The sequence below is a fragment of the Ramlibacter monticola genome (genome assembly GCF_016722785.1).
In the GTDB taxonomy this organism is placed as follows: domain Bacteria; phylum Pseudomonadota; class Gammaproteobacteria; order Burkholderiales; family Burkholderiaceae_C; genus Ramlibacter; species Ramlibacter monticola.
Window position 1 is genome coordinate 177462 of record NZ_JAEQNE010000009.1, and the last position, 18381, is coordinate 195842.

Sequence of the window (18381 nt, forward strand, 5' to 3'; positions counted from 1 at the left end):
TGACCCGTTTTCGGAAGTCGTGTTCTCGCATCGTCGGGTCTCGGTCAGGCCCTGCGCAGGGGGACCGTGACAAAAGTCCGCCGAATGCGCCGACAGGCGGGCACCTCCTGGTCGACCCAACTGACAACTGTCAACACAACGTCAATTGGTTCCCAAAGCCCATCCAGGTGCCGTGGAAACGCCAGTGCCAAGCTCAACAATGCGTGCGGCAAGTGCAAAAGGCACGACGCAAGCCCAAGAGGCATTCGATTAGAAGCGGAGAGTGTGCAGTGGCAGAAGGAAGTGGAAAGTCGAGAAAGGTGTCGCTCTATGCGGCAATATTGACGACGGCAATCGTATTGAGCGGTTGCGGCGGATCGGATGGAACGGATGGAGCGACCGGCCCGGCCGGCCCGGCCGGATCACCGGGCCCGTCCGGCCCCCCGGGAACGGGCGCCGTGACAACGGTCAAGGCCAATTTGCTGTCGGCCTCCCAGTGGCGAGTCCTCTCGCTTGGCGGGGAAGTCACCGCCGTCGACATGAGCAAGGGCGCGCCCGTCATCAGCTTCAAGGTGACCGACGCGGCGGGCACCCCGGTCAGCGGCCTGGCGCAGAAGAACGCCGCCGGCGCGTATCCCAACTTCAGCTTCGGCATCGCCAAGCTGATGCCGGCCACGGCAGGCGCACCCAGCCGCTGGGTCAACTACAACGTGTTCGGGGCCACCCCGGTCGCCGACAAGCCTCCAGTGTTGATGTTCCCGGAGCCGGAGAATTCCGGATCGATGGTGGACAACGGTGACGGCAGCTACGTCTACACGTTCGGCGTTGACATCACCAAAGTCAAGAGCTATGTGGATGCGGGCGCCTTCAGTGCCACCAGCATCAAGGCCGACCTGGACGACCTGAGCTACAACCCCAGCCTGCCGCACCGCGTGATCGTCGCCATCGGCGGCAAGATGCCCGACGCGACCACCCTGCTGAAGGGCTCAGCCAATTTCACCTACGACTTCGTCCCCGCGACCGGCAAGCCGACGACGGATGTAGACCCGCAGCGGCTGATCGTCACCACCGCGTCGTGCAACAGTTGCCACAGCAATCTGAGCTTGCACGCGAACATGCTTCCGGTGATGCACGACACCAAGATGTGCGTGGTCTGTCACACCGACCAGGTCAAGTTCGGCAGCGGCGAATCGGTGCCGGCCTCCGGCAACACGCTCGTGCCCGCTGGCAAGTACGCGGCCTACGGCGCCACCATGAAAGTGATGGACCGGGCGGTGGGCGTCTTCCCCAACATGGTCCACAAGATCCACATGGGGCAGAAGCTCTACTACAAGGGCTACAACCAGTTCGGCGTCAAGTACAACGAGATCACCTACCCGCAGTCGCAGACCAACTGCGTCAAGTGCCACGACGGATCGGCAACGGCCGCCAACCCGACGCCCCAGGGTGACAACTGGAAGACGAAGCCCAGCCGGGTGGCGTGCGGCGCCTGCCATGACGGCATCAATTTTGCAACCGGGCTGGGCAAGACCGTCACCGGCAAGTTCGACGCCTATGGACACGTGGGCGGCGCGCAGGCCGACGACACGAGGTGTGCGCAGTGTCACAGCGCGGCCGCGATCGAAAAGATCTACCACGTGACGGTCGACCGGACGGGCTCCGCAGACCGCGGCGGCTATCCGATCAACACGGCACCCAACGTCCCCACCCCCGGACTGCCTGCCGGCATGGGCCCGGCCATTCCGCTCGCCTCGCAGCTGGGCAACCTGCCGTCCGGCGTCTACAAAATCAACCTCGAGATCGCCAAGGCCACGGTGACCGGCGCCTCCGGCGCGAAGCACCTGAACGTGACCTACCGGATCCTCAAGGACGGTAGCCCGGTCACGCTGAATCCCAGCGGATTCCTGATCGACGGCGTCGACGGCTCACCCAGCATCATGGTGGCGTACGCGGTTCCTCAGGACGGCATCACGGAGCCGGCTGACTGGAACTTCGTGCAGGACCTCGGGGGCGGCGTCACGGTCAAGAACATCCGTGACGGCGTGGGCGGCAACGCGCAAACCGGCCCGGATGCCAATGGCTTCTACACCGCGACCCTGGCCCTGGTGATTCCCGACAACGCCAAGATGGTCACGGCTTCGCTGGGCGTTTCCTACCAGGGTTTCGTCCAGACGAACCTGGCGACCTATCCGAAGGGAATCCGCCTGCGCGAGCCAGCCTTCGTGATCAAGACGGCCGAGGGCTACACACCGCGCCGGCAGATCGTCTCGAAGGACAAGTGCAACAGCTGCCACGGCCAGCTGGGTGTCGAGCCTTCGTTCCACAGCGGTGCCCGCAACAACGGCGAAGGGTGCGCTGCCTGCCACACGGCCAACTACTCCACCGGCCACGGCGGCCCTGGCGACAAGGGCGGCGGCTGGAACGTGTCCGAGAAGAACATGGTCCACTCGATCCACGCCTCAGGCAAGCGCGAGCAGGCCTTCAACTGGATGGCCACCGCCGACAATCCCAACGGCTTCAAGGAAGTCACCTACCCTGGCGTGCTGAGCAACTGCGAGCAGTGCCACGTGCCGGGCAGCTATGACTTCAGTGCCGCGGCGAACAAGGCAGCCGTGCCCAACCTGCTCTGGTCGACCGATGCCAACAAGAACATGACCAACCCCGACGCCGCCACCCTGGGCCTTTCCCCGTGGGTGACGACGCTGGGCCTCGGCCTCATCGACTACTCGACGAGCCCCAATGCCAACCTGGTGTCCTCGCCGATCTCCTCGGCCTGCTTCGGCTGCCACGACAGCAAGGCGGCGGTGGGCCACATCCAGGGCAACGGCGGCACGCTGTACAAGCAAGCCTCCAGCGTCGCTGTCGGCGCCGACCGGGCGAAAGGCTTTGCCGTTACGGAGACGTGCCTGGTGTGCCACGGCACGGGTCGGGCGGCGGACATCAAGGCGATGCATGCCAAGTGACATGATCGAGTGAACGATCTCGGGCACGCAAAGCCGTGCCCCAACCCAGCGACTGAAAACAGCCATCGACCCGAACATCGCGAGATGTTCGGGTCTTTCCTAGCCGAGCATCAACACACTAAGTGAACGCCTAGCAGATGCAGCGATGCAGCGGCCTTGTCTTTGTAGGCTGGGCCTCAGCCCATCGACACGTCAAGTGAACGCCTAGGCCCTCGGCCGCTTTTTCTTTCTCCGGGTGAGGGGGCTAGTGCGCGATCCGGTCCTCCGCGTCGTCGCACAACTCGTCGAGGATCAGAGCGTCCGGCTCGTGGCCGAAGCGCCAGTACACCATCAGCACGACGATCTTCAGGGCGTCGAGGCAGACCGTGTCGCCCGGCGCGGCCATCGCGCGGTCCACCACGATCTCGCGCAGGGCCGGCGGCAGCACACCCGAGCTTTCCAGGAAGGTGATGAAGCCGAGGCACGCGGCGCCCAGCTTGTCCTGCTCGGCGACCGAGTAGACGCGCATGCTGGCCGTGCTCGGCTCGGGGGCCCATTCGAGCTCCAGATCCGCCGAATCGCAGACGTTTTGCGCCGCGAGATTGAGGCCGTCCAGCCAGGCCAGGGCCTCCTGGATCTCCTCGGGTTCGAAGCCATGGGCGCTGAGCTTGCGTTCGAGCGCGTGCGGCTCGGGACAGGCATCGCCGCGCCAGTAGTTTTCGTAAACGAATACCAGCACTTCAAACATGATCCCAATATAGAAGAGGAGCGCGGCGAACGCCATCGGTTTTACGCGGCCACGTTGCGCGTCGGCACCAAGGTGCCATGCAATCGCGAAGCTCAGGCGCTGGCCTGCCGCTGGAACCGGCCGCCCGGCAGGCGCGCGACCTCGCCCGCGAGCTCCAGTTCGAGCAGCCGCGCCTGCAGGCGCGGCGCCGGGATGCCGGTGCGCGCGATGAGGTCGTCGAGCCCGATCGGGTCGTAGCCCATGGCGGCCAGCAGCGGGTCTTCCGTGGCGGTCGTCCCGCCCTCGGGTCCTTCGGCCTCGCCATCCGGCGCGGGGGCTGGCGCTGCCGGCAGCACGAAGCGCAGGTCCTCCAGCACGTCCTGCGCGCTTTCCACCAGCTTGGCCCCCTGGCGCAGCAGCGCGTGGCAGCCGCGCGCATGCGGCGAGTGGATCGAACCGGGGATGGCGAACACCTCCCGGCCGCATTCGGCGGCCAGCCGGGCGGTGATCAGGGAGCCGGACTGCAGCGCCGCCTCCACCACCAGCGTGCCCTGGCCCAGGGCCGCGATCAGCCGGTTGCGGCGCGGAAAGTTGGGCGCCAGCGGCGGGGTGCCGATCGGGTATTCGCTCAGGATCATGCCGCGCGCGGCGATGCGGTGCGCCAGTTCCAGATGGGGCTTCGGGTACACGCGGTCGAGCCCGGTGCCGACGACGGCGATGGTGGCCACCGCGTCCGGTGCCGCGCCGTCCATCGCCCCTTCGTGGGCGGCGCCGTCGATGCCCAGCGCCATGCCGGAGACGACCGTCACGCCCGCTTCGGCCAGCGCGCTCGAAAAGCGGCGGGCGTTCTGCAGGCCCTGCGGGGTGGCGTTGCGGCTGCCCACGACGGCCACGGCGCGCTGCGGCGCCGCGGCGATGCGCCCCATGCGGTAAAGCATCAGGGGCGGGTCCGCGATCGTCAGAAGGGCGGTGGGGTAGTCCGGGTCGCCGAGGGTGAGCACCTGCCGGTGGTCGGGATCCGCGGCCAGCCACGCGAGCGTGGCCTCCAACTGCGCCTCGAAGCCTTCCGGCGGCTGGCGCAGCGCCTGCGCGAGCGGGCTGCCGACGGCCTTGGCCAGCGCCGCTTCGCCCTGCGCCAGGATCGCCTCCGGCAGCCCGAAGGCGGCGAGCAGCCGGCGCGCGGCGACGGGGCCGAGCTGCGGGGTCAGCGCGAGTCGCAGCCAGCCGGCCAGCTCGTCGCGCTGCACGGGATCAGCGCGGGTTGATCACGCGATCGCCGATCGCCACCGTGTCGTTGATCTCCAGCACCAGCGCATACGACAGGTGCTCGAAGGCGCGGAACACCATCAGGAACCCGCTGCGCTCGTCGGGCAGCTTGAGGTTGGCGCGCTCGCGCGGCTCGGAGCGGTCCAGCACCATGCGGCCGGCCTTCAGGATCGACAGCACGTGGCCGTTCTCCAGGCCTTCGGCCGTTCCGCGATTGAGCACCACGACTTGGTTCTGGCCGACCATGGCAACGGCGTCGCCGTAGACGGAAATGATGCTGCCGTCGACCGGCAGCGTCGGCGCCCGCGGCACGTAGGTGCTGAAGACCCGCGGCGGTTCCGGCAGCAGGCGGTCGCCCACGCGCATTTCTTCCTTCGCGCGGGTGATGTCGACCGTGGCCGGGACGATGGTGGGGACCAGCTTGCCGTTCGTCGCCTGGACCGGTTGCACCGACTCGCTGCGCACCAGTTCGGCGCTGCCCAGGTAGGCGGCCTGGTAGCCCAGCACCTGGCCGGTGACGGGGTCGTTCAGGGGCACGGCGTTGCGGAAGACCCGGAAGGCTTCGACCCGGCGCGGATCGTTCTCGACCATCGGCGTGCCGGCGCGGCCGCGCACGTAGGCGCGGTCGCCTTCGGTGATCAGGACGCGGTCTTCCGGGGCCGACACGATGCGCGGCGCGCGGTCGAGCAGGCCGGCGTCCTCCACCAGGATCGCCTCGTTCAGGAAGGGCTCGATCAGGTGCGGCGGCAGGGTCGGGATGGCCGTGTCCGGCAGCCCGTTCATGCGCACGCGGGGGGACACCCGCACGGTTTCGTCCACCGGCGGCATGCCCGAGGGCGGCACGCCCGCGCGCAGTCGCGCCCTTCCGTCGACCTTTTCCAGGTACAGGGTCTGGCCCGGGTAGATCCGGTGGGGGTTATGGATCTCGTCCATGTTCATCCCCCACAGCTCCGGCCAGCGCCACGGCGAGCGCAGGAACAGCCCGGAGATGCGCCACAGCGTGTCGCCGCGCTTGACCGTATAGGAATCCGGCGCGTCGGGCGCCAGCTCCGACAAGGGGACGCCAGCGGCGGCGACCTGCTCGGCCGTGGAACGCTGGGACGGGGTGATGGGGAAGTTCTGCGCTACCGTCGTGGAGGCCAGGCCGGCACCCAGGAGAAGCGCGGCACAAACCGCGATACTGCGGGTGGCCAGGCGCTTGGAAGAAGCCATCTGTGATGAGTCCGCTCTTGACAAGTTGCTGCCGATTCTGGGCCCAAGTCCTTGATCGGGCAATGAATATTCCGTTTGTCGCCGTCGGGCGGCAGCAAAAGTGGCGAAAATAAGCGACAACCCCATCTGTTCCCCATGGCCGTCCTGTCCATCCTGACCTATCCCGATCCCCGCCTGCACACCGTCGCCAAGCCGGTGCAGGCTGTCGACGCCCGCATCCGGGGCCTGATCGCCGACATGCTGGAGACGATGTACGACGCCAACGGCATCGGTCTGGCCGCCACCCAGGTGGATGTGCACGAGCGCCTGGTCGTGATCGATGTGTCGGAAGAACGCAACGAACCCCTGGTGCTGATCAACCCGGAGATCGTCTGGGCCAGCGAGGAAAAGCAGGTCGGCGACGAAGGCTGCCTGTCGGTGCCGGGCATCTACGACGGCGTGGAGCGGTCCCGGTCGATCAAGGTGCGGGCGCTGGACGGCGAGGGCCAGGCGCGGGAGATCAGCGCCGAGGGCATCCTGGCGGTCTGCATCCAGCACGAGATGGACCACCTGATGGGCAAGGTGTTCGTCGAATACCTCTCCCCGCTGAAGAGGAATCGGATCAAGACCAAGATGCTGAAGGCCCGCCGCGATCCCGAGCGGGTCTGAAGAGGAGGCTCGCATGCGTGCGTACGTCTTGGCTGCCGCCGCGGTGCTCGGCGGCTGCGCCCATCCCTGGAACACCATGAACATCCCGCCGGGCACCCCGCACGACGAGGTGATCGCCCGCGCCGGCCCGCCGATCCGCGAGTTGCCGCTGCCCGGCGGCGGCCAACGCATGCAGTACACGCTGCAGCCCCTGGGCCGCTATGCCTTCATGGTGGATCTCGATCCCTCCGGCCGCGTGGTGCAGACCCGCCAGGTGCTGACCCCGTCCGAATTCAACCGGATCCAGCCTGGCTGGACCCGCGATGACGTGCTGCGCGAGTTCGGCCCGCCGGCCGAACTCACCCGCGTCACCAGTTTCTACGGCGACGTGATGACCTATCGCTGGGCCGAGGGCAACAACCCCATGTTCTATTTCGTCTACGTCGATCCGAACGGTATCGTGCAGCGCTCGCACCAGGGCATGGAATTCATCAACTCCCCGGCCGATCGCAAGTAGATGCGGGTGATCTTCGCTGGCACCCCGGAATTCGCCCGGGTCGCACTGGAACGCCTGCACGCCGCGGGTTTCGTCATTCCCCTGGTGCTCACGCAGCCGGACCGGCCGGCCGGCCGCGGCATGAAGCTGCAGCCTTCGCCGGTGAAGCAGTTCGCCCTGGAGCACGGCATCGCCGTGGCCCAGCCGCGCAGCCTGCGCCTCGATGGCAAGTACCCGGAGGACGCCGCCGCCGCCCGGGCCGCCCTGCTGGAGGCCGGCGCCGACGTGATGGTGGTCGCCGCCTATGGTCTGATCCTGCCGCAATGGGTGCTCGACCTGCCGCGCCTGGGCTGCCTCAACATCCATGCCTCCCTGCTGCCGCGGTGGCGCGGCGCCGCGCCGATCCACCGGGCGATCGAAGCGGGTGATGCCGAGACCGGCGTCACCATCATGCAGATGGACGCGGGACTCGACACCGGCGACATGCTGGTGGACGAGCGCATCGCCATCGCGCCCGAGGACACCACCGCCACGCTCCACGACAAGGTGGCAGCGCTGGGCGGCCGGCTGATCGTGGAAGCGCTGGAACTCGCCGCCTGCGGCGGGCTGAAGCCCGTGAAGCAGCCGGCCGAAGGCGTGACCTACGCCCACAAGATCGAGAAGGCCGAGGCGGCGATCGACTGGAGCCAGCCGGCCGAGGCGCTCGCGCGCCGGATCCGGGCCTTCGACCCCTTCCCCGGCGCCACCGCGCAGGTCGGGGGGGAGACCGTGAAGTTCTGGAAGGCGCGCGCGCTGCCCGGTCGCGGCAGCGTGGAGCCCGGGACGATCGTCTCGGTGGACGCGGCCGGCATCGGCGTGGCCTGCGGCGACGAGGGCCGGCTCGAAGTCACCGAACTACAGCGCGCCGGCGGCAGGCGCCTGCCCGCTTCCGAGTTCCTGCGCGGCTTCCCGCTGCAGGCCGGCCAGCGCTTCGAGGCCTGATGTTCTTCCTGCGCGCCATCCGCAGTCATCCCGAGTTCCGCAGTGGCATGCGGGCCACCGCGCCGGTGGCGCCGGGGCTGGCCGCCTGGGGGCTCATGACCGGCGTGGCCATGGTCAAGTCCGGCATGAGCGTTGCCGAGGCGGTGGCGATGACGCTGTTCGTGTATGCGGGCAGCTCGCAGCTCGCGGCGATCCCGCTGATCGTCGCCGGCGCGCCCTTCTGGGTGATCTGGATGACGGGCTTCTGCGTCAACCTGCGCTTCGTGGTGTTCAGCCTGCACCTGCGCAACTACCTGATGCACCTGCCACGCTGGCGCCGTCTCGTGAACGGCTTCCTCACGGCGGACCTGAGCTACGCCCTGTTCACGAACCGCTTTCCGGAGCCGGCGACGGACGACCAAGGGCGGCTGGCGCAGGAGTCCTATCTGGCGGGCAACTACTTCCTGACCTGGCTGTCGTGGAACGTCGCCAGCCTGCTCGGGATCGCCCTGGGCAACTGGATCCCGAGCGCCTGGGGGCTCGGCTTCGCCGGGGTGCTGTGCCTGCTGGGCGTGCTCTGCTCGCTGGCCAACACGCGGCTGCGCCTGCTGGCCGCCGTTCTCTCCGGCCTGGTCGCGGTCGTCGCGTATGCGCTGCCGCTCAAGCTGAACATCGTGGCCGCGATCGTGGTGGCGGTGCTCGCCTGCTTCTGGCTCGACGGCCGGCGCCCGGCGCCGCCGCGGGAGAAACTGGCATGAGGGGCGCCACCGACCTGTGGACGCTGTTCGTGATCGCCGGGCTGGCCGGCGTCACGGTGCTGGCGCGCTGCTTCTTCTTCATCCTCGACCGGCCCTGGACGCTGCCGCCCTGGGCCCACCGCGCGCTCTACTACGCGCCGGTGGCGGCGCTGGCCGGCGTGGTCCTGCCGGAGGTCGTCATGACCAACGGGCACGTGGTGCCCGACTGGCAGGACGCGCGGCTGTTCGGAGCGGCGGTCGGGGCGGCGCTCTACTTCTGGCGGCGCAGCGTGTTGCTGACGCTGCTGGCGGGCATGGCGGTGTACCTCCCGCTGCACCTGATGCTCGGCTGGTGACGCCTGCGCGGATGGCGCCGCGTGATCCGAGTAGGGTCGGTCAGCTCCCCGTTCGCCAGCCTTCCTAGAATGACGGGTTTCCCCTCATTCGAAAAAGACCCGCCATGAATGTCCTGCGCTTTTCCGACCTCTGCGACGAAGGCCGTGCCCGCGGCCGCCGCGTCTTCATCCGGGCCGACCTGAACGTGCCGCAGGACGACGCCGGCAACATCACCGAGGACACCCGCATCCGCGCTTCGGTGCCCTGCATCGAGATGGCCCTGGCCGGCGGCGCGGCCGTGATGGTCACCTCGCACCTGGGCCGCCCGACGGAGGGCGAGCTGAAGCCGGAAGACTCGCTGGCGCCGGTGGCAAAGCGCCTGTCCGAGCTGCTGGGCCGCCCGGTGGCGCTGAAGCAGGACTGGCTGGCCGGCGTGGACGTGCAGCAGGGCGAAGTCGTGCTGCTGGAGAACTGCCGCGTCAACAAGGGCGAGAAGAAGAACAACCCCGAGCTGGCGCAGAAAATGGCCGCCCTGTGCGACATCTACGTCAACGACGCCTTCGGCACCGCGCACCGCGCCGAGGCGACCACCTACGGCATCGCCCAGTACGCCAAGGTGGCCTGCGCCGGCCCGCTGCTCGCCGCCGAGATCGACGCGATCTCCAAGGCGCTGGCCAACCCGAAGCGGCCGCTGGTCGCGATCGTCGCGGGCTCCAAGGTCTCGACCAAGCTCACCATCCTGCAGTCGCTGGCGAAGAACGTCGACCAGCTGATCGTCGGCGGCGGCATCGCCAACACCTTCCTGCTGGCCGAGGGACTGCCGATCGGCAAGTCGCTGGCCGAGGCGGACCTCGTCGACGAAGCCAAGTCGGTCATCCAGGCCATGAAGGCGCGCGGCGCCGAGGTGCCGATCCCCACCGACGTGGTCGTGGCCAAGAGCTTCGCGGCCGATGCGCCCGCCACCGTGAAGAAGGCTGCGGAGGTCGCCGCCGACGACCTCATCCTGGACATCGGTCCCGAGACGGCGCAGCGCCTCGCTACGCAGCTGAAGGCCGCCGGCACCATCGTGTGGAACGGCCCGGTGGGCGTGTTCGAGTTCGACGCCTTCGCCAAGGGCACCGAAACGATCGCTCGCGCCATCGCCGGATCGAACGCCTTCAGCATCGCGGGCGGCGGCGACACGCTGGCGGCGATCGCCAAGTACGGCATCGAGAAGGACGTGGGCTACATCTCCACCGGCGGCGGCGCCTTCCTCGAGGTGCTGGAAGGCAAGAAGCTGCCGGCCTTCGAGATCCTGGAAAAGCGCGCGCAGGGCTGACCGGGGCCCTCAGGGCGCCTCGATCTCGCGCGAGGTGGCGAGCAGCGGCTCGGGCGCCGGCGCGGGTGGCGGCGGCACGGGTTCCAGCGTGGGCTCCGGCACGGGGCTGGCGGGCTTCTGCCTGCGCGCCGACTTCGCGGCGGGGGACTTCGCGGGGACCTGCCTGGGCGCGGCCTGTTTCGCCACCGCCGGCCGCGGCGCGGCCACGGGCGGGAGAGGCTCCCTCCACGCGCTGTCCTGCGGCGCGTCCTGCGTGGCCGCAAGCTCCGTCGCGGCATCCTTCGCCGGCGGCGCGTAGACGCACTGCACGTCCTGCTGCACCGCGAACTGCCGCAGGATCGCGCACCGTTCCCAGAACCGGCGCTCGTGCTCGGTGTCGTCCCAGGTCTTCAGGCCCCAGGCCGCGCCGAGCGCGAGGCAGGCGGGCGCGAGGCCGCCGCCGGTGAGGAACACCACGGTGATGCACACGTTGCTCACGGCGCTGCCCAGCCACATCGCCGAGGCGGCCGAATAGGCCGCGGGCTGCTCGGTTTCCGGCAGCGTGCTGGCGTGGTGGAAGGTGACCGCCTTGGTGGCGATGGTGAGCAGGCCGCCCAGGGGGTTGATGGCGCCGCTGCTGGCGGCCACGCCGAAGGCGGTGGTCATGCCGTCCGCGAGCGCGGCTTCGACCGCGTTCTCGCGCGGGTCCAGCGCGAAGGCCGGCGCAACGCCCAGCGCCAGCACGGCTCCCGCCAGCCGCCTCGCGGCCGCGCCCCCGCGTCGCCGGAATGCGGCGTTCCTGTTGCTCGCTCCCTCGCGCATCGCGCCCTCCCAGGTCATCGATGACGCATTGCAACCTGCTCATCCGCCGGACGCCAAGGTCCTTTTCCGCGGTCGTTGGTACGGAGTCACCGATCCTTGTAAGGGACCGCGTCCGCACGCCGCCCATCCCTGCATGGCTCCCGCCCGTCCGACTGCTTTGGTAACCGGTGCGTAACTCGTTCATGTGAGAATCGGCGACGTTCACGAGGAGATCGCCTTTTATGGCCCGTCGCGCCACCAAGATCGTTGTCACCCTGGGTCCCGCGTCCAGCGAGCCCGCCGTCCTGGAGCGCATGATCCGCGCCGGCGTGAACGTGGTGCGCCTGAACTTCAGCCATGGCAGCGGGCAGGACCACATCGACCGGGCGCGCCTCGTGCGCGAAGTCGCGCAGAAGGCCGGCCGCGAAGTGGCCATCATGGCCGACCTGCAGGGCCCCAAGATCCGCGTCGGCAAGTTCGCCGAAGGCAAGGTGATGCTGGAGGCGGGCGCGAAGTTCGTGCTCGATGCCGGGCGCGCGGAACCGGGCGACATCAACGCGGTGGGCCTCGACTACAAGGAGCTGCCCCGCGACGTGAAGCCCGGCGACCACCTGCTGCTGAACGACGGCCTGATCGTGCTGACGGTGGATGCGGTCAAGGGCGACCAGATCCGCACGACGGTCAAGCTCGGGGGCGTGCTGTCCAACAACAAGGGCATCAACAAGCAGGGCGGCGGCCTCACCGCGCCGGCGCTGACCGCCAAGGACATGGAGGACATCCGCACCGCGATGAGCTTCCAGGCCGACTACGTGGCCGTGAGCTTCCCCAAGAACGCCACCGATATGGAGATGGCGCGCCAGCTGTGCAACGTGGCCGCGGCGGAGTTCCGCCACAAGCCGGCGCTGATCGCGAAGATCGAGCGGGCCGAGGCGATCCCGAACCTGGAGCAGATCCTCAAGGCCAGCGACGCCATCATGGTGGCGCGCGGCGACCTCGCGGTGGAGGTCGGCAATGCCGCCGTCCCGGCGCTGCAGAAGCGCATGATCCGGCTCGCGCGCGAGCACGACAAGGTCGTGATCACGGCGACGCAGATGATGGAGTCGATGATCTCCGCCCCGGTGCCCACGCGCGCCGAGGTGAGCGACGTCGCCAACGCGGTGCTCGATGGCACCGACGCCGTGATGACCAGCGCCGAGACGGCCACCGGCAAGTACCCGGTGGAAGTGGTGCAGCAGATGGTCGCGATCTGCGCCGAGGCCGAGATGGCGGAGGACGTGCGGCTCGATGCCGACTTCACCGGCATGGCGTTCTCGCGCATCGACCAGTCGATCGCGATGGGGGCGCTGTTCACGGCCTACCACCTCGGTTGCAAGGCGATCGTGGCGCTGACGGACTCGGGCTCGACGCCGCTGTGGATGAGCCGCCACCGCATCCACATCCCGATCTACGCGCTCACGCCCAAGCTGGTGACGCAGCGGCGCATGGCGCTGTACCGCAACGTGCGGCCGCTGCTGATGGACCAGAGCGCGGACCGCGACACGGCGCTGCACCAGGCCGAGGAGCACCTCAAGAGCCGCGGCATCGTCACTTCGGGCGACATCTACGCGATCACCTGCGGCGAGCCGATGGGAGCGCCGGGCGGCACCAACATGCTGAAGATCGTGCGGGCGGCGTAAGCCCTGCCGCAGGGGCGGGGCGCTAGAATCTCCGGCAGTTACCGCGCGGTTACGTCGACCGTGCGCCTCCTCGTTGTCCCTCCCCAGGAACTGCCATGCCTCTCGTTTCCATGCGCGAACTGCTGGACCATGCCGCCGCCAATGGCTACGGCATCCCGGCTTACAACGTCAACAACCTCGAACAGGTGCAGGCCGTCATGGAAGCGGCCAAGGAAGTCGGGGCGCCGGTCATCCTGCAGGCCAGCGCCGGCGCGCGCAAGTACGCGGGCGAGGCTTTCGTCAAGCACCTGATCCAGGCCGCCGTCGAGGCGTACCCCACGATCCCGCTGGTGATGCACCAGGACCACGGCCAGAGCCCCGAGATCTGCAAGGGCGCCATCGACCTGGGCTTCACCTCGGTGATGATGGACGGCTCCCTGCAGGCCGACGGCAAGACCATCGCCAGCTACGACTACAACGTCGACGTGACCAAGAAGGTCGTCGACCTGGCGCACCGGCTGGGCGTCACCGTCGAGGGCGAGCTGGGCTGCCTGGGCTCGCTGGAGACCATGAAGGGCGACAAGGAAGACGGCCACGGCGCCGAAGGCACCATGACGCGCGAGCAACTGCTGACCGATCCCGAGCAGGCCGCCGACTTCGTCAAGAAGACGCAGTTGGACGCGCTGGCCATCGCCATCGGCACCAGCCACGGCGCCTACAAGTTCACGCGCAAGCCCACCGGCGACATCCTGGCCATCGAGCGCATCAAGGAAATCCACCGCCGCATCCCCAACACCCACCTGGTGATGCACGGCTCCTCCTCGGTGCCGCAGGACCTGCTGGAGATCATCCGCCAGCACGGCGGCAAGATGAAGGAAACCTACGGCGTGCCGGTCGAGGAGATCCAGGAAGCGATCAAGCACGGCGTGCGCAAGATCAACATCGACACCGACATCCGCCTGGCGATGACCGGCGCCGTGCGCAAGTTCCTGGCGGAGAACCCCGACAAGTTCGACATGCGCGAGTGGATGAAGCCCGCCCGCGAGGCCGCGAAGCAGATCTGCAAGCAGCGCTACCTGGAGTTCGGCTGCGAAGGCCAGGCCGGCAAGATCAAGGGCGACGCGCTGCAGGTCGTGGCCGGCAGGTACGCGAAGGGCGAACTGGCCCAGGTCGTGAACTGAGTCCCGCCCGCTTGCCATAATGGACGGCCCGCCGCGACGCGGGCCGTTTTCTTTCGGACCGAGCCATGCCCACCGCCCTCCACACCTCCAACATCACCTCCCTCCCGCTGCTGGCGCGCGGCAAGGTGCGCGACAACTACGCGGTCGGCAACGACCGCATCCTGATGGTGGCGAGCGACCGGCTCTCGGCCTTCGACGTGATCATGGGCGAGCCGATCCCCGGCAAGGGCGAGATCCTCACCAAGATGGCCCTGTTCTGGTTCGCGCGCCTCGGCAAGGTCTGCCCCAACCACCTGACCGGCGCGGCGCCGGAGAGCGTGGTGAACCCGGCGGAGGTGCAGCAGGTGCAGGGCCGTTCCATGCTGGTGAAGCGCCTGAAGCCGATCCTGGTGGAGGCGGTGGTGCGCGGCTACCTCGCGGGCAGCGGCTGGAAGGAGTACCAGCAGACGCAGTCCGTGTGCGGCGTGCCGCTGCCGGCCGGCCTGAAGAACGCCAGCAAGCTGCCCGAGCCGATCTTCACGCCGGCCGCCAAGGCGGCCTCCGGCCACGACGAGAACATCAGCTACGAGAAGGTGGTGGAGACGATCGGCCCGGACCTGGCCGCGCAGATCCGCGACCTGAGCATCCGCATCTACCGGGAAGCCGCGGATTTCGCCCTGACCAAGGGCCTGATCATCGCGGACACGAAGTTCGAGTTCGGCCTCGACGAGAACGGCAAGCTGGTGCTGATGGACGAGGTGCTGACGCCCGACTCCTCGCGCTACTGGCCGGTCGAGGGCTACCAGTCCGCGTTCGCGAAGGGCGAGAACCCGCCCAGCTACGACAAGCAGTTCGTGCGCGACTGGCTCGAGGGCGTCCGGGTCGACGGCCAACCCTGGGACAAGACGCCGCCCGCGCCGCGCCTGCCCAGGGACGTGATCGAGAAGACCGCGGCCAAGTACCGCGAAGCGCTCGACCGCCTGACCGCGCCCTGAGCGGCCCGCCTCGGGCCCCGCGGCGCGCCCGGGCGCGCTATGCTGGCCCGATGGAAGCGAGTCGGCTCCTGCTGGCCGCGGCCACCCTGGCCGCGTGCGCCTGTGCGCACGCCGACCTGCCCTGCGGCGGCTGGGTGGAGCAGGGCGACAGCCTGGAGCTGCACGGCCCGCGCGGCCACCTGGTCCTGCGCGCGGCGCCCGACATGCTGGCCGCCCTGCGCGACACACTCCTGTTCCGCTGCACGAACCCCGATCCCGCGGCCGTGCGGCCGCCCCTGGACATCGGCCCGCTGGAGATCGATGCGGTCCTGCAGCCGCCCCCCGAGACGGCCGACGGCGTCGTCGAGTTGCGGCTGAAGATGCGCGCGCAGCGCCTCCTGATGCAGATCCGGTAACCGATGGGCGCGCCGCTGCGCGCGGTGCCGGGTCGATGAAGCTCCCTCGTCGAGCGCCGGCCCCGGCACGCCGCGCGGGCGCGGCTCAACTGAGCACGACGCTCGACAGCCGCCGCCGGTACGTCGCCACCGTCGGATCCTCCGGCGGCACCTGGCCTTCGGCGACCTTGGGCTTGGGCGGCTCGATGATCTCCAGGATCGCGATGTAGGTCTTGCGCGCCAGGTCCCCGCTCCAGGACTTGTCGCGCATCAGGATCTCCAGCAGCTCGTCCATCGCGGCCGTCCAGCGCTGCTGCGCGACCAGCAGGCGGGCACGGTCGAAGCGGGCCTGGAAATCGCGCCGGTCCGCGGCGATCCTGGCATCGAGGTCGGCCGGGGAGGCCTGCGTGGCGGCGAAGTCGATCGCGTCGAGCCAGCGCGCCAGCGCGTCGATGCGGCGCGACAGCGCAACCTTGTTGGCGACCGGCTCGAACGCGCGCCGCGCGTCGGCCTCGCGGCCGGCCAGCAGCAGCGCCTTGGCGTAGTCGAAGCGGGCGTCGTCGTTCGACGGGTCGGTGGCCACCGCGTGCTGCAGCTTCTCGAGCTGGCCCTCCGGCGACTCCGGCACTTCGTCCGGCGGCATTTCCTCTTCCTCGGGCTCGCCCGCCAGCGCCTGCACGTGCTTGTCGAGGAACTCGCGCACCTTGCCTTCCGGCAGCGCGCCCATGAAGCCGTCCACCGGCTGGCCGTTCTTCATCAGGACGACCGTCGGGATGCTGCGCACGCCGAACGCGGAGGCGAGCTGCTGCTCCTCGTCGGAATTGATCTTCGCCAGCGTGAAGCCGCCTCCGTATTCGACCTCGAGCTTCTCAAGGATCGGGCCGATGGCCTTGCACGGGCCGCACCAGGGCGCCCAGAAGTCCACCAGCACGGGCTGGCTCATCGAGGCCGCAATGACGTCCTGTTCGAAGTTCTCGATGGTGATGTCGATCATGACCGGGGTGCCTCCGCTCTCAAAAGTAAAATTCGGGCTCTTTACGGGAATTCTATGGACATGAGCGCAGGCGGCGTGACCGTCGGGGTCGTGATGGGCTCCAGCAGCGACTGGGACACCCTGCAGAACGCAGTGGCGATCCTGCAGGATTTCGGGATCGCCCACGAGGCGAAGGTCGTTTCGGCGCACCGGATGCCGGACGACATGTTCGCCTATGCGGAGGCGGCGGCCGGCCGCGGCCTGAAGGCCATCATCGCCGGCGCGGGCGGTGCCGCCCACCTGCCCGGCATGCTGGCCGCCAAGACCACGGTGCCGGTGCTGGGCGTGCCGGTCGCCAGCCGCCACCTGCAGGGCGTCGATTCGCTGCACAGCATCGTGCAGATGCCCAAGGGCATCCCGGTGGCCACCTTCGCCATCGGCGCGGCCGGGGCCGCCAACGCGGCGCTGTTCGCGGTCGCCATGCTCGCCACGGGCGATGCGGATCTGCGCGCCAGGCTGGAGGCCTTCCGCACCCGGCAGACCGAGGCGGCGCGCGCCATGACGCTGCCGCCGCCGCGGGACCCGGCATGAGCGCCGCACGGCCGCCCGAAGGCGCTCGCCCCCTCCGCTTGCGGAGGGGGGAGGCGGAGCACGCAGTGCGGAGCCTGGGGGAGGTTATCCAGTGACCGTGCTCCTGCCCGGCTCCACGCTCGGCGTGATGGGCGGCGGCCAGCTCGGTCGCATGTTCGTGCACGCCGCCCAGCGCATGGGCTACTTCACCGCGGTGCTCGACCCGGACGAGGGCAGCCCCGCCGGCCGCGTGAGCCACCACCACGTGCGCGCCGACTACCTCGACGAACTGGGTCTTGCCGCGCTATGCGGCCACAGCGACGCCATCACGACCGAGTTCGAGAACGTGCCGGCGGAGGCGCTCGCGCGCCTGGCGGAGCACCGACCGGTGGCGCCGGCCGCCGACGCCGTCGCCATCGCCCAGGACCGCGCCGCGGAAAAGGCGCACTTCACGCGCTGCGGCGTCGCCTGCGCCCCGTACGCGGTGATCGCCGGCGGGAAGCTGCCCGCCGCCGTGGGCGACGACCTGTTCCCCGGCATCCTCAAGACGGCGCGCCTGGGCTACGACGGCAAGGGCCAGGTCCGCGTGAATTCGCGCGCCGAGCTCCAGGCCGCCTGGGACGGCCTCAAGCGCGCCGACTGCGTGCTGGAAAAGATGCTGCCGCTGGCCTTCGAGTGCTCGGTGGTGGTGGCGCGCGGCCGCGACGGCGCCGTGGTGCACCTGCCGGTGCAGCGCAACCTGCACCGCGGCGGCATCCTCGCCGTGACCGAGGTCCACGAGACCTGCGTGCCGGCCGCGCAGGCCCTGCGCGCCATCGAGGCCGCCAAGGCGATCGCCGAGGGCCTGCAGTACGTCGGCGTGCTGTGCATCGAGTTCTTCGGGCTCGAGGATGGCGCGCTGGTCGTCAACGAGATGGCGCCGCGGCCGCACAACAGCGGCCACTGGAGCATCGAAGGGGCCGACGTCTCGCAGTTCGAGTTGCAGGTGCGCACGCTCGCGGGCCTGCCGCTGGTGCAACCGCGGCAGCACAGCCCCGCCGTGATGCTCAACCTGCTGGGCGATCTCTGGTTCCCCGACGGCGCCACGGCGGCGCGCACGCCCGACTGGGCCGGCGTGCTGTGCCTGCCCGGCACCCACCTGCACCTGTACGGCAAGACCGAGGCACGGCGCGGCCGCAAGATGGGCCACCTCACCGTGACCGGGCCGAGCGTGGAGTCCGTCCGCGACACGGCGCTCGAGGCCGCGCAGCGCCTGGGCATCGAGCCGTTCTGAG

18 protein-coding genes are annotated in these 18381 nt (G+C 69.3%); 13 read left to right on the forward strand and 5 right to left on the reverse strand.

Annotation, left to right across the window (positions count from 1 at the left end):
* Positions 1 to 437 precede the first annotated feature (437 nt).
* Positions 438 to 2942 (forward strand): OmcA/MtrC family decaheme c-type cytochrome, encoded by a 2505-nt coding sequence (locus JJ685_RS26660; RefSeq protein WP_201677414.1) that lies wholly within the window; start codon positions 438 to 440, stop codon positions 2940 to 2942.
* Between the two features lie 244 nt (positions 2943 to 3186).
* On the opposite strand, the gene JJ685_RS26665 is transcribed toward JJ685_RS26660, so the two are convergent.
* The 3 genes from JJ685_RS26665 to JJ685_RS26675 all read right to left on the reverse strand — a co-directional run bounded on the left by JJ685_RS26665 (position 3187) and on the right by JJ685_RS26675 (position 6126).
* Positions 3187 to 3669, reverse strand: a complete 483-nt coding sequence (locus JJ685_RS26665) for a DUF494 domain-containing protein (protein ID WP_201677467.1) — start codon at positions 3667 to 3669, stop codon at positions 3187 to 3189.
* 92 nt (positions 3670 to 3761) lie between these two features.
* Positions 3762 to 4895, reverse strand: a complete 1134-nt coding sequence (gene dprA, locus JJ685_RS26670; protein ID WP_201677415.1) for a DNA-processing protein DprA — start codon at positions 4893 to 4895, stop codon at positions 3762 to 3764.
* A 4-nt stretch (positions 4896 to 4899) separates the two neighbouring features.
* The gene (locus JJ685_RS26675) at positions 4900 to 6126 is read right to left on the reverse strand and encodes a LysM peptidoglycan-binding domain-containing protein (protein ID WP_201677416.1); all 1227 of its coding nucleotides are present in this window, start codon (positions 6124 to 6126) and stop codon (positions 4900 to 4902) included.
* Positions 6127 to 6261: 135 nt separating this feature from the next.
* On the opposite strand from JJ685_RS26675, the gene def reads away from it, so the two are divergent.
* The 6 genes from def to JJ685_RS26705 all read left to right on the forward strand — a co-directional run bounded on the left by def (position 6262) and on the right by JJ685_RS26705 (position 10600).
* Positions 6262 to 6774: a peptide deformylase gene (def, locus tag JJ685_RS26680; protein WP_201677417.1), complete on the forward strand. Its 513-nt coding sequence runs from the start codon at positions 6262 to 6264 to the stop codon at positions 6772 to 6774.
* A gap of 13 nt (positions 6775 to 6787) precedes the next feature.
* Positions 6788 to 7270: a hypothetical protein gene (locus JJ685_RS26685; RefSeq protein WP_201677418.1), complete on the forward strand. Its 483-nt coding sequence runs from the start codon at positions 6788 to 6790 to the stop codon at positions 7268 to 7270.
* Positions 7271 to 8230 carry a methionyl-tRNA formyltransferase gene (gene fmt / locus JJ685_RS26690; RefSeq protein ID WP_201677419.1) on the forward strand — a complete coding sequence of 320 codons (960 nt, stop codon included), beginning with the start codon at positions 7271 to 7273 and terminating at the stop codon, positions 8228 to 8230.
* Complete coding sequence (locus tag JJ685_RS26695; protein ID WP_201677420.1) at positions 8230 to 8967, forward strand: AzlC family ABC transporter permease; 738 nt, start codon at positions 8230 to 8232, stop codon at positions 8965 to 8967. Before fmt ends, JJ685_RS26695 begins: the two co-directional genes overlap by 1 nt.
* On the forward strand, positions 8964 to 9302 hold the full coding sequence (locus tag JJ685_RS26700; protein WP_201677421.1) for an AzlD domain-containing protein: 339 nt from the start codon (positions 8964 to 8966) through the stop codon (positions 9300 to 9302). The genes JJ685_RS26695 and JJ685_RS26700 overlap by 4 nt, the downstream gene beginning before the upstream one ends.
* A 104-nt stretch (positions 9303 to 9406) precedes the next feature.
* Positions 9407 to 10600, forward strand: coding sequence for a phosphoglycerate kinase (locus JJ685_RS26705; RefSeq protein ID WP_201677422.1), 1194 nt, complete (start codon positions 9407 to 9409; stop codon positions 10598 to 10600).
* Between the two features lie 9 nt (positions 10601 to 10609).
* Here the strand turns inward: JJ685_RS26705 and JJ685_RS26710 are convergent, their stop codons facing one another.
* A complete protein-coding gene (locus JJ685_RS26710) occupies positions 10610 to 11419 on the reverse strand; it encodes a hypothetical protein (protein ID WP_201677423.1) in 810 nt (269 codons plus the stop codon).
* A gap of 203 nt (positions 11420 to 11622) precedes the next feature.
* On the opposite strand from JJ685_RS26710, the gene pyk reads away from it, so the two are divergent.
* The 4 genes from pyk to JJ685_RS26730 all read left to right on the forward strand — a co-directional run bounded on the left by pyk (position 11623) and on the right by JJ685_RS26730 (position 15585).
* Positions 11623 to 13056, forward strand: coding sequence for a pyruvate kinase (gene pyk / locus JJ685_RS26715; protein ID WP_201677424.1), 1434 nt, complete (start codon positions 11623 to 11625; stop codon positions 13054 to 13056).
* A gap of 95 nt (positions 13057 to 13151) precedes the next feature.
* Positions 13152 to 14216 (forward strand): class II fructose-bisphosphate aldolase, encoded by a 1065-nt coding sequence (gene fba / locus JJ685_RS26720; protein ID WP_201677425.1) that lies wholly within the window; start codon positions 13152 to 13154, stop codon positions 14214 to 14216.
* A 65-nt stretch (positions 14217 to 14281) separates the two neighbouring features.
* Complete coding sequence (locus tag JJ685_RS26725) at positions 14282 to 15190, forward strand: phosphoribosylaminoimidazolesuccinocarboxamide synthase (RefSeq protein ID WP_201677426.1); 909 nt, start codon at positions 14282 to 14284, stop codon at positions 15188 to 15190.
* A gap of 50 nt (positions 15191 to 15240) precedes the next feature.
* Positions 15241 to 15585 (forward strand): hypothetical protein, encoded by a 345-nt coding sequence (locus JJ685_RS26730; protein ID WP_201677427.1) that lies wholly within the window; start codon positions 15241 to 15243, stop codon positions 15583 to 15585.
* An 85-nt stretch (positions 15586 to 15670) separates the two neighbouring features.
* Here the strand turns inward: JJ685_RS26730 and trxA are convergent, their stop codons facing one another.
* Complete coding sequence (trxA, locus tag JJ685_RS26735; protein WP_201677428.1) at positions 15671 to 16558, reverse strand: thioredoxin; 888 nt, start codon at positions 16556 to 16558, stop codon at positions 15671 to 15673.
* Positions 16559 to 16618: 60 nt separating this feature from the next.
* On the opposite strand from trxA, the gene purE reads away from it, so the two are divergent.
* Both purE and JJ685_RS26745 read left to right on the forward strand, forming a co-directional pair.
* A complete protein-coding gene (gene purE / locus JJ685_RS26740; protein WP_201677429.1) occupies positions 16619 to 17128 on the forward strand; it encodes a 5-(carboxyamino)imidazole ribonucleotide mutase in 510 nt (169 codons plus the stop codon).
* Between the two features lie 97 nt (positions 17129 to 17225).
* Positions 17226 to 18380 (forward strand): 5-(carboxyamino)imidazole ribonucleotide synthase, encoded by a 1155-nt coding sequence (locus JJ685_RS26745; RefSeq protein WP_201677468.1) that lies wholly within the window; start codon positions 17226 to 17228, stop codon positions 18378 to 18380.
* The last annotated feature ends 1 nt before the right edge of the window (position 18381 follow it).